Below are 13,281 nucleotides of genomic sequence, written 5' to 3' on the forward strand. Positions count from 1 at the left end.
GCAGGATTGATGCCTGGCATCATGGGTTTGGGTTCGATCATATTTTAATGTCCGCATGATTCCTTTGGGCTTCGAGCACGTCGTACAGCGCCAATTTATAATTGATTTTATCCAAATTGCGGTAGAGCTCGGCTATTTTGTGTTCAATATCTCTTTTATGCTGGAGCATCATCGCTTTACGTTCCGAAATGGTGAAATCGCCCGCTTGATACAACTGGACATATCTCTGTATCTGTACGATTGGCATGCCCGTTGCCCGAAGTGCGGTAATGAAATGCACCCATTCCAGGTCTTCTTCATCGTATTGGCGTTTTCCGTTCTCGTCGCGTTTGACATGAGGGAGCAAGCCTTCATTTTCATAGTACCGGAGCGTGGAAGCCGTTATTCCAGTCATCTGCGTGACCTCTTTTATACTGTTCATTGGATACACTCCTCTGTTTTTGTTGTTAAAGTTAACTTTAGCATAAGTGATGTTCAGAGGTAACTGAAATGAGCCCTGAATAGATAGAATGCCGATGGGGCAGGCAGCCGGTTGTTGGAAAAAACCGAACGGAATATGAAAAACAGAGGATGTTGAGCGAAATCCGCCTACAGAACTCAGGAATAGTAAGTGTTTATGCCAAAGAATCATGGTCTCTTAAGTGATGAAAAAATGCCCTTGACTTAAAGTGAACTTGAAGATTTATGCTAAAAATGCAAGCCAATGCAATCCAATTCCATGAGTAAGGGAGTAGTGAGAAAGATGTGTACAACACGCGTGCTCAGCGCCCCAGGCGCTAAAGAACCTTTTGAAAAAACAACGATTGAGCGGAGAGAGCTGCGGCCGGACGACGTTTTAATCGATATTCATTACAGCGGTGTTTGCCATTCGGATATACATAGTGCCTATGCTGAGTGGGGCGGGGGGATATTCCCGATGGTTCCCGGTCATGAAATTGCCGGCATCGTAGCGGCTGCAGGTTCGGAAGTAACCCGATTTGCGGTGGGTGACCGCGTTGGCGTGGGCTGCTTTGTAGACTCCTGCGGAGAGTGCGAATACTGCCTCATGGGAGAAGAACAGTATTGCACGAAGGGCGTCGTTCAGACCTATAATTCGCTGGACTATGACGGCAATCCAACCTATGGCGGGTACAGCCAAAAGATCGTCGTTACGGAGAGATTCGTCGTCCGGATCCCGGAAGGTCTGGAGCTGAGCGAGGCAAGCCCGCTGCTCTGTGCCGGCATCACCACGTATTCCCCATTGAAGCATTGGAACGCTGGCCCCGGCAAAAAGGTAGCCATTTTGGGGATGGGCGGGCTCGGCCACCTGGCGATCCAATACGCGCATGCCCTGGGTGCGGAAGTCACGGTTTTGAGCCGGTCCATGGGTAAAAAAGACGAAGCCCAGAGCTTCGGCGCAGACCATTACTTTGCCACCAGTGATCCGGAGACGTTCAAAGCGCTGGCCGGCCGTTTCGATCTCATCCTGAACACCGTATCCGCGAATCTTGACGTTGACGCGTACCTATCACTCCTTCGCGTCGATGGTACGCTTGTTAATGTCGGTGCTCCGGGCACACCGGATCAGTACAACGTGTTCTCCTTAATTATAGGCCGCCGCAGCATCGCCGGGTCCCTCGTAGGCGGCATTCGGGAAACGCAGGAGATGCTTGATTTTTCAGCGGAGCACGGCATTGCCCCTAAAATTGAGGTGATTCGCGCCGACCAAGTCGACGAGGCTTATGAACGCGTCCTTCGCAGCGACGTGCGGTACCGGTTTGTCATTGATATGGCTACACTGTAAATGAAGCCATGTTTCGATGGGGAACTCGCTCAACAGATAACGGGTCGCCATGCGCTTCATGGACGGATGCTCCGAGTCCCCGGCAGAGCCTTTGCCACAAGGCCCCTGCCGGGGCTTTGTGCTGCCGGTTACTTTTGAAGATGCCGGATGGAGGCGAACCCGGTCAGAACGAACCCGCCGTCACTGCCGGACAGGACGGTCGTGATCGAGCATTCCGGCACCAGCTCGCTCTGTCTGGAGACGAAGGAGGGGTACCAGCGGTTCAGCTCGCTTTCGGGAAAGGCATTGAGCAGAAAATCCGTGATCAGTCCGCCGTGGGTAACCAAGGCGAGATGTTTGCCCGGATGCTGCAAAGCCTGCTCCAACAGGAGCGATGACAGCCGGTCGCCGGCCTGTCTTGCGGAGTCGCCGACGGGAGGGACATAATCCCGGTCGTTCGTGCATCGCTCCCACATGCGCACAAACGCTTCAAAGGATTGGCCGGGGAGATCGCCCCAGTTGGCGCGCTCCCTGAGCCGGGCATCCGTATGCACGGGAAGGCCGGAGGCTTCGGCGATATATCCGGCCGTGTCCGCCGCCCGCCGGAGCGGGCTGGACATAATCGCGGCCAGGGGCAGCCGGCTTAAATGACGGGCCGTCTGACGGGCCTGCAGCACGCCCTCGGGGGAAAGCGGGACATCACCGATAGCACGGACCTTGGTGCCGTGCCGGACGAGATGAAAGGTAGTGCTTGTGGCCATCTGATACATGATGGGACCTCCTTGGCATAGACCGCAAGTGTTACGGTTCAAACCGTTAATGTGATTAATAAACAATAACGAATTTAATATAAATCAAATTAGATGTATATCTAATTATATTCTAATGGATTTCTATGAAAAATAGAACAGGGGAAGCCGCAGCGCATCCATTTTTTGAAGTGACGAGGATGGTTTATAATAATAGGGTCCGGTGTCTGCCTGTTGCGTATGATTGCAGGCGGGATTCAACCTTGAGACGTCTTGTGAACAACCACTCGCGTTAGGAGATGTATGACTGATGAACGAGGTTATATCCTTAATAAAAAACCACCGCTCCATCCGCAAGTTCAAGAATGAACCGGTTACGGAGGAACAGCTGCACGAGATCATTTCTGCGGCACAGTGCGCTTCCACTTCCAGCAATGTGCAGGCTTACAGCGTCATCGCGGCCACGGACCCGGCCCTGAAGAAGCAGCTGGCCGAATTAGCCGGCAATCAGGCCTATATCGAGGAATGCCCGGTGTTTCTGATCTGGTGTGCGGATTTGCACCGTCTGGATCAGGTCACCGGCGGTCACATGGCCGGCCGGGAGTCGTACGTGGACTCGACGGAGAATTATATCGTGGCCACGGTCGATGCGGCTTTGGCGGCCCAGACGGCGGCGGTCGCCGCGGAATCGCTCGGGCTGGGCATCGTCTATATCGGGGGCATCCGCAACCGGATCGCCGAATTATCCGAGCTGCTGAATCTGCCGAAGCTTGTCTACCCGGTATTCGGCATGTGCCTGGGCGTGCCGGATCAGGAGCCGGGCATTCGTCCGCGGCTGCCGGTGGAGGCGGTCCTGCACCGCAACGGCTACAACGAGGAGCGGATTCAGGAGCCTGTGCAGGCGTATGACCAAACGATGCAGCGCTACCTGTCCGAGCGGACCGGCGGCAAGCGGGATACGCCATGGTCGCAGATTATGGCCGATCGTTTGGCCGAGCCGATCCGGCTGCATATGCGGGAGTTTTTGACCGGGAAAGGCTTTATGAAAAAATAAACCGGCAGCCGCCGAGGCTCGATGATGATGAAAAAGAGGCTTACGTCTTTGGACGCAAGTCTCTTTTTTGTGCGCCTGATGTGCCAATTTTCCTTTTCCTGGGTAAATAACTTAGGAATGGTGACAAAACCTTCATTCAAAAGTAACGGAGCAGCCCTTTTATAGACGAGCAGAGGTCTCTATAATGCTTATAATTGCTTATCCCAGCTAAAAGATATATAAATGATCATTTTATGGAAAAGGAGCAGCCATACATGTGGACAAGATTCAAAACTGTACTGCCGGGATGCTGTATACTTCTGGCATTGGCGGGTTGCACGGAACCGGGAGGCTTGAATGACGGCCTGGGGATGACTCCCGCTCCGATCAGTTCCGGCGAGGAGGCAGGAAAGCCTGGCAATGTGGAGAACGGCCATTCATCAGGCGGGGCAGCCGGAGTAACGGAGCAGGGGAGTAACGCCACTTTTGCCGATCAGATGGAGGCTCTGACGAACACGGGAACCGTGAAAAGCTTGAGCTACTCCCGGCTCACCCAAAAATACGTTTACATCAAATCGACGGACAGCAGCAGCTTCGAAGTCTATTTCGGAGATTATCAGGCGAAGACGGAAAAGCTCGTCATCAAGCATACATACAGCGCCAAGGAGTCAAACGTAACTCTGAGCCCTACCGGGCCATACTTTATCGTCACCCGTGTAACGAGCCGCAATCCCGACCGCTATAAGTCGGAACTTTACTATACCGGAGATTTGAAACCCTACGCTGCATTGAACACCTTCGGCGAGCCCAGATGGGACGAGGATGGCGGGCTGATCCGGTCTACGGAATATTTCGATAAGCATCCGAATACGTACCAAAGCCAGATCAGCGTGGACTCTTTGAAGGCCGTGCCGGATCCGGACAAGGTGTTCCCTCAGACTGTCACGGTGGTGAAGGGCCCCGAAACGTCCGGGAAGACCGGCGTCATCTTTAACGTGACCAAAGTGGATAAAAACATGATCTACTATCAGGAGCTGAATCTGGATACCAAACGGATTGAAAACAAGCAGAAGCTGTATTAAGGACAGCCGAAGCCGGTGCCGTATATTCCGTTTCTGATGCGCCAATCCGACCCGTAATCATTTTTTTCAACTCAAAAGCCGGCGCCCCGCAGCGGGGCGCCGGAACATCGGTTTCTACTCATGTGCTTCGATCTGCACCGAGCCCGAAAGCGGTGTGGTGTCGAGATATCGGATCTCGTAGACGCGCTCGGCGAACTTCCAGCCGTCCGCTGTGCGTTGATAGCGGTCATGGTATACGGCGTAGTTCAGTCCACTCCTGCCGTCTTGCAGGCGGGCGAGCTCAGAGATGAAGGCACGGCCGACGGCTGTATCACCATCGAGTTGGATCGTGCCCGGGTGCGTGGTTTGCACGAAAAAGTCCCACTGGCTTTGCAGCCGCTTGCTCCCGCCGCGAATCTGCTCCCGGCCGGTGAGTTCAACGCCCGCACCCGGAATCCGCCACACGCCGTCCTCCGTGAACAATGACGCCAGGCGGTCGGGATCCCGCATCATCACCGAATCGGTGAACTCGCCGCGCAGCGCTTCGATCTCGAAGCGATCAACAATACTCTGAATGCTGTTCATTGGTTTTTCCTCCTCTGTATTTGCGGTTTACGGCTTTCTGCCCCTTTATATTGGGAACGAAGGTGCACCTTCGGCAAACTCGCCCGCGTAGGAACGTTTGTGTAACTCCGTTAGGGTTGCTCCCTCTTGCCAGGCTTTCAAAAAGGTTTCCGGGTTCACCAAGACGCCGAGTGCTTCGATGGGGTTGGAACAATGCTGGAGTTCGCGCATGGCTTCCAGACCTTTGAGCAGGTCAGGTCCATAGTTGTCGGCTTGAAGTTCAAGGGCATTGTTGTCAGGATCCCGATAATAGAACGACGTATTTGGACCATGATTCATCGCCATGTACGGCACCAGCCCCTTTTGTTTCAAACGCTGGTACGTCCGCAGGAGATCATCGATGCTGTAGATGAATGCTACATGATGCATGCCCGCGCTTTCGGGTACCTGTTCGATGCAAGCAGGATCGTGAAAGAGGACCAGGCGATGGTGGGCCAGATCAAAGGTGTAAAAGCCTCCAATGCCCTCCACTTCAAGGGACGGTGTGACTCCGAGGAAGGTGCGGTAGAACTCCCGCATCTCCAGGAACCTGGCCGTTTTAAAACCAATGTGATGCAGCTGCACAGGCGGAATACCTGGCTCGTCAAGAGGGTCTTGATCATGTTGTGGAGTTTCCATCATCTGTTTAGCCATTTAGAAGATCAGCTCCCGTTCATTTTTTATGCGATTTGCCTGCCGCCGGCTGACAAACAAATCCATTTGCGCTATCATGTGACTATAAAGTCACTTATGACACCCTCATCATATGTTACTAAAAAGTAACGTGTCAAGCGATTAAAAATATTTTTTTGAACTGGAGCGTGAAACGAAAATGGAAACCAACCCTCGTCATGTAAGTCGGATCGCGATTAAAGCAACCCCCGAACAAGTGTGGCAAGCGATTACGGATCCGGACAAGACGTCGAAGTTTTGGTACAACTGCGCCATCCGTTCCGATTGGCAAATCGAATCTCCATTCGAGCTATGGAACAAGGAAGAAAAGAGAGCGGAAGGGATCATTGTCGATATCGATCCTCCGAGTAAACTCGTAATGAGTTGGCGGTATGTTGCGTTTCCGGGGACGAAAAACGAGCCCCCGATACGCATTACGTGGGAGATCAGTTCACACGACGAACTTAAGGGCGTCACCCTCGTAACCGTTGTGCATGACGAACTGGAACAAGCCGCTGAAACGGCAAAAATTGTTGAAAGGGGATTTCCGATCGTGCTTTCAGGCTTAAAGACGCTGCTCGAAACCGGAGAGGCGCTCATTGGCGGATAACACCATAGCGTTAAACATATCCTGGGATTGTAAAAAGAAAAGGGCCTGTCCATAGCGGGCAGGCCACTTTCTGATTTAACGTGGAAGGCCATAAAAACGGCAGGCATTGGCATGCAGCAGCGCCCTCGCTTCCGGCAGGGGAACGCTATGGATGCTGCTCCATACGCGGGCCACTTCCGCGGTCATGCGGGGATGGGTCATCTGACCGGCGAACGGCCCTTCGAACGGCCAGGGCCCGTCCGTCTCGGTCATCACCTGGGAGGCGGGATACCGGCGCGCGAGCTCCTGGATTTCCGCCTCGTAGGCGATATCCGGCGTGAACGAGACGTAATACCCGCTATCCGCCATGCGCCGCACGGTGTCCGCCGATCCCTTGAACCAGTGGAAATGGGCGCGGGAGACGCCGTGCTTCTCCAGCAGATCGCAGGCGATGTCCGCATCCTCGTACACGGCATGCAGCACGATCGGCTTGTCATGGTCCCGGGCAAAACGGACGAAGCGCTCGAGCAGCGCCTCGTATGGCCCGTTATCCCAAGGAAGCCCGGCCTCGGCGGCCTCCAGCCGCGAGTAGTACGGCAGGCCGACTTCGCCGACGGCGACCATGTCGCCCGCATGCTCGTCCATCCAGCCGAAGAGCGCGTCGATCTCGCGGTCAGCAGGGAGCGGCTGCTCGGGATGGAAGCCGAAGGCGGGATAGACCTGCCCGGGCCAGGCCTGGGCAAGCCTCAGATTGGCTTGGCTTGATGCCAGATCCATGGACACGCCGATGACGGCTTCGACGCCGGCATCCTTCAGACTCCCGAGCAGCGCCTGCGTCTCGTGCTCCTTATAGGTATCGAGATGAATATGGGCATCGATCAAGGGGGCGAGCGGCGGCCGGTTCGCCTCCGCAGAGGATGCGGATGCCGCCGCTTTCCGGTCGAGGGCCATCTCTTGGCCGTTTGCAGGCTTGATTTCGCTGTGGTTGCTGCTCATTGGCGTGATCCTCCTTGGTGTGCTGCCTGCATTTTTCGCTGCTCCTCACGCATCCATTCACTTAGCTGCCGCTTCAGCTGCAGGAACTCGGGAGCCTCCGTCACTTCCTCGCGCCGCGGGCGCGGAAACGGTACGTCGATGGCGTGCAGCACCGTGGCCGGCCGGCTCGAGAAGACGTAAATGCGGCTCGAGAGCAGCAGCGCCTCCTCGATGTTGTGCGTAATGAAGAGAACCGAGCGGCGGTTCTCTTCCCAAATGTCGAGCAGCCAGCGCTGCATGTCGCTGCGGGTCAGCGCATCGAGCGCGCTGAACGGCTCGTCGAGGCACATCAGCTCCTGCGGGCTGAGCAGCGCGCGGAGAAAGGCCGCCCGCTGCTGCATGCCGCCCGATAGCGTATGCGGATGTGCCTTTTCAAAGCCGGCCAGGCCGACTTTGGCGAGCCAGTGCCGCGCTTCCTCACGGGCCTCCCGGCTGACGGGGCCGTGCACCTCCTGGGCCAGCAGCACATTGTCCTCGATCGTCCGCCAAGGGAACAGGGCGGGCTGCTGCGGCATGTAGCTGATGTGCCCCTGCTGCCCGGTCACCTCGGCGCCGTTCATCCGGACGGTGCCGGCATCCGGGCGGGTCAGCCCGCCGATCACGTGCAGCAGCGTGCTCTTGCCGCTTCCCGACGGTCCGATGATGGACACGAATTCGCCTTGGCCCACGGTCAGCGAGATGTCGCTGAGAACAGGCAGCGTACGGCGTTTCTCTTTGAAGCTTTTGCTGACGGAGACAATCTCCAGCGCGGGCGTGTTTTCTTTATTCATCAAGGCAACTCTCCTTTCCGGCCAGGCCCGCTAGCCCTGCTTCGGCTTCCAGCGGACGAACCATTTTTCGAGCAGCGCAATCAGCCCGAACATCAGCAGGCTCAGCACGACGATGATCATGATCGCCACGAACATGCGGTCGGTGCGGTAGCCCGATTTTTGCAGCATCATATAATAGCCAATGCCCTTGTCGGCTCCAAGCCACTCGGCGATAATCGCGCCCATGACGCTGTAAGTGGCAGCGATTTTAATGCCGGAGAAGATGGAAGGGAGCGCGTGGGGCAGCTCCAGCTTGGCGAAGATTTGGCCTTTGCCCGCCCCGATCATGCGCATGTAGTTCATCATGACGGGATCGGTCTGCTTCAAGCCGCCTAAGGCGGCGACCGCCACCGGGAAAAAGCAGACGAGCGTGATGACGATGATCTTGGGCAGGAGACCGAAGCCGAACCAGATCATCAGCAGGGGGGCGAGGGCGATCGTCGGGATATTTTGGCTTAGAATCAGCAGCGGATACAGCGCCTGCTTCAAAAACGGAATCAAATGCAGAATCAGTGCGATGATCAGCCCGATGGCGGTTCCGATGGCGAAGCCGAACACGGTCAGCTTCAGCGTGGCCCATACATGCTCCCACAAGCCGCCGGATGCAGCCGCGGTTTCCCGGGCGATGTCGCTCGGCGCAGGCAGAATCCACTGTTCGATATGGAACAGGGAGGTCAGCAGCTGCCACACGAGCAAAAAGAAGATGACCGCCACGAGGGGCGGCCATACGTTTTTCCACCAGCTTCTCATGGACGGTACTTCTCCGTCAGCTTGTCCATGCTGATTCCGCCGGGATTATGGGCGATTTTAACCTGGGAGATAATGCTTGGGCTGCCTGCGGCCACCAGAGCTTCATGCATTTTGCGCACAACGTCCAGCAGCTCCTCGAGCTCGCCTTCCATCGTCGTTTCCAGCGGATGCACCTCGTGCTTCACGCCGGACTGCTGAATGACCTCAATGGCGCGGTCGACGTAGGCGTAAGAGTCTTCGTTGCCCGGCGTTTTCGGGATCACCTGAATGCTTAACAGCGTATTGGCCATACGAATCAACTTCCTCTCTTCATAGGTTACAGGTATTGTCAGGCTTTAGCCGGCTTATTGTTCCGGCAAAAAGTCATTTGTGTACGCGCTCTTCACGTCCAGCGGCTTATCCAGCAGCTTGTGCTCGTACATCCAGTCGGAATAGCCCTTCCAGATCTGTTCCTTCTGCTCGCCCCAGCGGGCTGCGTCGTCCTGATATTTAGGACTTAACCATTTCTGGCTCTCGATCACCAGCTGCTTGTCGAGATCCGGCACGTCTTTCAGCAGCAGGTTAGCGGCTTCTTCCGGCTTGTCGATCGCGTACTGATAGCCTTTGGCGGTCGCGCGCATAAACGCTTTAACCAGCTCGGGGTCCTCCTGGATCTGCTTCTCGTTCGTTACGAGGACCGGAGTGTAGTAGTCCAGCTTCTCGGAATAATCTTTGACATACAGCATGTCCAGCGGCTCGCCGCGCAGCTTCGCTTCGATTCCCGTCCAGCCGTAGAAGATCCAGGCGAAATCGATGTCCCGCTTCACGGCGGTAAAATAATCGGCGTCGCCGATGTTGACGATTTTCACCTTCTTCACGTCCGCCTTGTCGATTTCCATGATGGAGCCCATGACAGCTTCCTCGACAGGGGAGCCCCAGCCACCGTAGGTTTTGCCTTCAAAATCCTTCGGCGTCTTGATACCCCGGTCCACCGGTGCGGCAAAGCCCGACGTATTGTGCTGGATGACTGCGGCGATCGAGACGAGCGGCACGCCCTGCGTGCGGGCCTGAGTCACGCTCTCCTGATAGCTTACGCCGAAGGGCACTTTACCGGAAGCGACCATGGCGTCGGCGCCCGTGGAGCCCGGCTGCACGATTTCAACGTTCAAGCCTTCTTCTTTATAGTAGCCCAAGTCTTTGGCGACGTAGAGCCCGGTATGGTTTGTGTTGGGCGTCCAGTCGAGGACGACTTTGACGTCCTTCAGCGGCTTCGCTGCGGTGTTGTCCTGGCCTGCCGTGCTATCGGAAGCGGATGTGCCTTCTCCGCTGCCCGTATTGTTCTGGCTGCCGCCGCATCCGGCAAGCGCCAGTACGAGCGTGCAGACCAGCAGCAACAGGCCGATGGATTTGTTCTTCATGGCTTTCTCTCTCCTTTGATATCCGGTCGTTCTTTATTTTCTCTGTCGAAGCAATCGACCGGTGATCCCCTATCCTTGTTAGATTTAGAATCGTAAGCCGATCTGAGTGACTGAATCATAGAAGCATTCGTAAGGCGCAATCCCGTTTTTCATTATTATTCATGTAAAAAGCGCCCCGTAAACGGGACGCTTCACATGCGCAAGATCAGCACGGCTTGTATGCCGTGACAAACGGTTTCCTACGCTGGCATTACCCAGATCAGGTTAAAAGGGTCAGTATCTTGAAGGGATACAATCTCAGCCGGCCAATTCCAGCACCCCGGATTCTATAAGGTTTTCGGGTTGTTTTCCTCCCATATTATAGTCCATCCCCCTGGGGGTGTCCAGACATCTGCATGATTCCAGATTATCTCTGGAAAAATTCGATCCATTCTTTTTCCGGGCCATAGATAAAGAAGTATTGGTATCCGTTCGGCAGAGTCACGATTTCCTGATCGATCAGCTCTACGCCGCTGAGCGCTTGAATCCGCGCAAATTCCTGCTGAATGTCGTCGACATGGATCGCGAAATGGTGCACCGTGCCCTCGGCCGGCAGGTCGTAGCTGTAGCCTTGAATGAGCTCGATTTCCGTCTCGTCGCTGCCCCCGAAGCCGAGAAAAGCCAGCTGGAACACGCCATTGGTGTGCGTCAGCCTGCCTTTAAGCTCCAAGCCCACGATCTCGGTATAAAACCGAATGGTTGACTCCAAATCCCGCACGACGATGCCGACATGATCCAAACGTTTATTAGCCATATGTATAAGCTCCTTTTCAAAATACTTGTAACGGATTTTCCCTAAATTAAGGCCATTATAGCACTTAAATCCGGGTTGTACGGCAACTTTATATATTCATCATTGTTTATAAATTGTAGGCTGTTGGTGGCATGGGTAGTATTGAAATAGTTAGGAACGGAGGGAAGAGGGTCCTGAAAAAAATAATTGCAGTATGGCTTTTCATGTGTATGTTGACAGCATGCACCGGGCCAACGTCTGGCGGGGGAGACATAACGATACTCGATAAGCAACTCATTGGCTCGACATATTGGATTGTCGCCGAGAATCCCCATAGTAAAGAGGAAGGAGCATTTAAAATTAAAGTCGATAATGAAAATACATGGAACTTGTTAGAGGTCGGAAGAACGTACTTATCGACATACTCATATAAGTCTTTAGACAAAGGAGCTAAGCTGCTGAGTGTCCGCCATATCAATGAGGGGCAGTCAGCAACGCAACAGGTTCATTGACAAAAGCCCGGGAAGTCCGTGAGACTACCCGGGCTTTTTTAGTTCCCGCGCTGCTGCTTTTTCTTCGCATAAAATTCGGCCGCCTTATGGCGGTTGCCGCAAGTTTCCATGCTGCACCAGCGCCGCTTACCGCTCTTGGAGGTGTCCACAAAGTGCAGGATGCAGTCGTCATGCTCGCATATCCGAATGCGGTCCAAAGATACGCTTGCGAGCGTCTCGAACATGGAGCGGACGATGGGGTACAGCACGTCTTGGACGGCGGTTTGTCCGTAGGTGATGAGATGGGGGAGGCCTTGGGCATCCCGCTCAGCCCGAAGCGCCACGTCTAACCGTGACGCTTCGGCCCTTATGGCGGCGAATGCCTCTTCCGACAAGGTACCGTCATGGTCCACGTCTTCTAGGACGAGCCGGCACACGCCGCGCAGCCGGAGCAGTTCGGGCAGCAGGTCTTCCGGCGGTGCGGAAAAGGCTGCACCGCCGGTATTGCTTAAGCCGTGCAGTTCATTATCGCGCAGCCATTCGTCCAGATATCCCGGCTCCTCCAGCATATCCGTGACCTGATGCTCCCGCATGCGTACCGTATTGGCGAGGTTGATCCACAGGGCGCCTCCCAGCACATTGCGGGAAGGGGACTTATCCATGATGCGTCATCCTTTATAAAGTAATCGTTTCCTTTGTATTCAGGAATGCTATGTCCATTGTATCATCAACCGCAGCCCGCAGGCGATTTTGCCAATCGGAAGTCTGCCGGTATACGGGCGGATGGTGGATGGCGGTATGGTGGATCGGCACCAGCCGTTTGGCCCCCAGAACGTGTGCCGCCGCGGCCGCTTGTTCAGGAAGCAGCGTAATCGGCATACCGCTGGGCGGCTGCAGATCAGGACGTTCCAGAATGGCGCCGTTCACCGGCAGGCATACCGCATCGAACGGGCCGTGAGCAGCGGCGATTTTCCACCAGTATCCATGCCACAGCGTATCTCCGCAGTGGAGCAGGCGGCGCTCGCCGTCGCTCAGCGCCCAGGCGATCTGGGTGTCCCCGACCCCATCAATGGAGTAAGTGGCTGCAGCGCTCAGCGTACCGATTTGGAACACATCGCCGACCGAAGCGCCGATCACGCGGTTGAGGCCACTGTTCTTGGCGAGGAGGACACTCTCCTGTGGGAGGTACACGGGAATATCAGCCCCGTAGGCTTCGATAATAGCCTGGGGATCAAAGTGATCGGTATGCTCGTGGGTGATCAGCACCGCATCTGCCGGGCCATATTCGCCAAGCGGGAAGAGAGGCTCGTGAGACTGGCCGAAAACGTCCGGAAAATAATAAATCGGGTCAATGACCACCGATGTGGCTTCTGTCGATACCCGAATGCCTGCCCAGGGAAGCTTTTGAAGTTCCATGTCATCCATCTCCTTTTTATAACCCTTAAAATTTTTATTACTGGTTATGAATGGATTATATCTGTATTTATATAACCTGTAAATAGTTTTTTAAGGGTTATATAAAAATAAAAAAAGCGGACCGGCTGGCCCGCTTCTAAAT

General features: G+C 55.0%; 17 protein-coding genes and 1 riboswitch. Of the genes, 5 read left to right on the plus strand and 12 right to left on the minus strand.

What is annotated here, in order from left to right:
- Positions 1–37 precede the first annotated feature (37 nt).
- Positions 38–421: a MerR family transcriptional regulator gene (locus tag FHS19_RS23545; RefSeq protein ID WP_183584239.1), complete on the minus strand. Its 384-nt coding sequence runs from the start codon at positions 419–421 to the stop codon at positions 38–40.
- Positions 422–742: 321 nt separating this feature from the next.
- Between FHS19_RS23545 and FHS19_RS23550 the strand changes: the two genes are divergently transcribed.
- Complete coding sequence (locus FHS19_RS23550; RefSeq protein WP_183584240.1) at positions 743–1,783, plus strand: NAD(P)-dependent alcohol dehydrogenase; 1,041 nt, start codon at positions 743–745, stop codon at positions 1,781–1,783.
- Positions 1,784–1,911: 128 nt separating this feature from the next.
- Here the strand turns inward: FHS19_RS23550 and FHS19_RS23555 are convergent, their stop codons facing one another.
- The gene (locus tag FHS19_RS23555) at positions 1,912–2,532 is read right to left on the minus strand and encodes a histidine phosphatase family protein (RefSeq protein WP_246426778.1); all 621 of its coding nucleotides are present in this window, start codon (positions 2,530–2,532) and stop codon (positions 1,912–1,914) included.
- Between the two features lie 289 nt (positions 2,533–2,821).
- Here FHS19_RS23555 and nfsA point away from each other — a divergent pair, with 289 nt between their 5' ends.
- Together nfsA and FHS19_RS23565 are read left to right on the plus strand one after the other, a co-directional pair.
- Complete coding sequence (nfsA, locus tag FHS19_RS23560; RefSeq protein WP_183584241.1) at positions 2,822–3,565, plus strand: oxygen-insensitive NADPH nitroreductase; 744 nt, start codon at positions 2,822–2,824, stop codon at positions 3,563–3,565.
- Positions 3,566–3,819: 254 nt separating this feature from the next.
- On the plus strand, positions 3,820–4,626 hold the full coding sequence (locus tag FHS19_RS23565; protein ID WP_183584242.1) for a hypothetical protein: 807 nt from the start codon (positions 3,820–3,822) through the stop codon (positions 4,624–4,626).
- Between the two features lie 114 nt (positions 4,627–4,740).
- Here FHS19_RS23565 and FHS19_RS23570 read toward each other — a convergent pair whose 3' ends face one another.
- Together FHS19_RS23570 and FHS19_RS23575 are read right to left on the minus strand one after the other, a co-directional pair.
- Positions 4,741–5,190 (minus strand): YybH family protein, encoded by a 450-nt coding sequence (locus FHS19_RS23570; protein ID WP_183584243.1) that lies wholly within the window; start codon positions 5,188–5,190, stop codon positions 4,741–4,743.
- 45 nt (positions 5,191–5,235) lie between these two features.
- The gene (locus FHS19_RS23575) at positions 5,236–5,862 is read right to left on the minus strand and encodes a VOC family protein (RefSeq protein WP_183584244.1); all 627 of its coding nucleotides are present in this window, start codon (positions 5,860–5,862) and stop codon (positions 5,236–5,238) included.
- A 178-nt stretch (positions 5,863–6,040) separates the two neighbouring features.
- Between FHS19_RS23575 and FHS19_RS23580 the strand changes: the two genes are divergently transcribed.
- A complete protein-coding gene (locus FHS19_RS23580) occupies positions 6,041–6,490 on the plus strand; it encodes an SRPBCC domain-containing protein (RefSeq protein ID WP_183584245.1) in 450 nt (149 codons plus the stop codon).
- Between the two features lie 75 nt (positions 6,491–6,565).
- Here FHS19_RS23580 and FHS19_RS23585 read toward each other — a convergent pair whose 3' ends face one another.
- The 6 genes from FHS19_RS23585 to FHS19_RS23610 form a co-directional block, all read right to left on the minus strand.
- The gene (locus FHS19_RS23585) at positions 6,566–7,420 is read right to left on the minus strand and encodes a TatD family hydrolase (RefSeq protein WP_183584576.1); all 855 of its coding nucleotides are present in this window, start codon (positions 7,418–7,420) and stop codon (positions 6,566–6,568) included.
- Between the two features lie 41 nt (positions 7,421–7,461).
- Positions 7,462–8,274: an ABC transporter ATP-binding protein gene (locus tag FHS19_RS23590; protein WP_183584246.1), complete on the minus strand. Its 813-nt coding sequence runs from the start codon at positions 8,272–8,274 to the stop codon at positions 7,462–7,464.
- Between the two features lie 30 nt (positions 8,275–8,304).
- Positions 8,305–9,063 (minus strand): ABC transporter permease, encoded by a 759-nt coding sequence (locus tag FHS19_RS23595; RefSeq protein WP_183584247.1) that lies wholly within the window; start codon positions 9,061–9,063, stop codon positions 8,305–8,307.
- A complete protein-coding gene (locus tag FHS19_RS23600) occupies positions 9,060–9,353 on the minus strand; it encodes a thiamine-binding protein (protein ID WP_076172706.1) in 294 nt (97 codons plus the stop codon). Before FHS19_RS23600 ends, FHS19_RS23595 begins: the two co-directional genes overlap by 4 nt.
- A 54-nt stretch (positions 9,354–9,407) precedes the next feature.
- Positions 9,408–10,460, minus strand: a complete 1,053-nt coding sequence (locus FHS19_RS23605) for an ABC transporter substrate-binding protein (RefSeq protein ID WP_183584248.1) — start codon at positions 10,458–10,460, stop codon at positions 9,408–9,410.
- A 219-nt stretch (positions 10,461–10,679) separates the two neighbouring features.
- Positions 10,680–10,792: riboswitch (TPP riboswitch) on the minus strand.
- A gap of 74 nt (positions 10,793–10,866) precedes the next feature.
- Complete coding sequence (locus tag FHS19_RS23610) at positions 10,867–11,253, minus strand: VOC family protein (protein WP_183584249.1); 387 nt, start codon at positions 11,251–11,253, stop codon at positions 10,867–10,869.
- Positions 11,254–11,384: 131 nt separating this feature from the next.
- Between FHS19_RS23610 and FHS19_RS23615 the strand changes: the two genes are divergently transcribed.
- Positions 11,385–11,744 carry a hypothetical protein gene (locus tag FHS19_RS23615; RefSeq protein WP_183584250.1) on the plus strand — a complete coding sequence of 120 codons (360 nt, stop codon included), beginning with the start codon at positions 11,385–11,387 and terminating at the stop codon, positions 11,742–11,744.
- Positions 11,745–11,782: 38 nt separating this feature from the next.
- Here the strand turns inward: FHS19_RS23615 and FHS19_RS23620 are convergent, their stop codons facing one another.
- Together FHS19_RS23620 and FHS19_RS23625 are read right to left on the minus strand one after the other, a co-directional pair.
- The gene (locus FHS19_RS23620) at positions 11,783–12,385 is read right to left on the minus strand and encodes a CGNR zinc finger domain-containing protein (protein ID WP_183584251.1); all 603 of its coding nucleotides are present in this window, start codon (positions 12,383–12,385) and stop codon (positions 11,783–11,785) included.
- Between the two features lie 13 nt (positions 12,386–12,398).
- Positions 12,399–13,139, minus strand: coding sequence for an MBL fold metallo-hydrolase (locus tag FHS19_RS23625; RefSeq protein WP_183584252.1), 741 nt, complete (start codon positions 13,137–13,139; stop codon positions 12,399–12,401).
- Positions 13,140–13,281 lie beyond the last annotated feature (142 nt).

Source organism: Paenibacillus rhizosphaerae (assembly GCF_014192015.1).
Lineage (GTDB): Bacteria > Bacillota > Bacilli > Paenibacillales > Paenibacillaceae > Paenibacillus_AQ > Paenibacillus_AQ rhizosphaerae.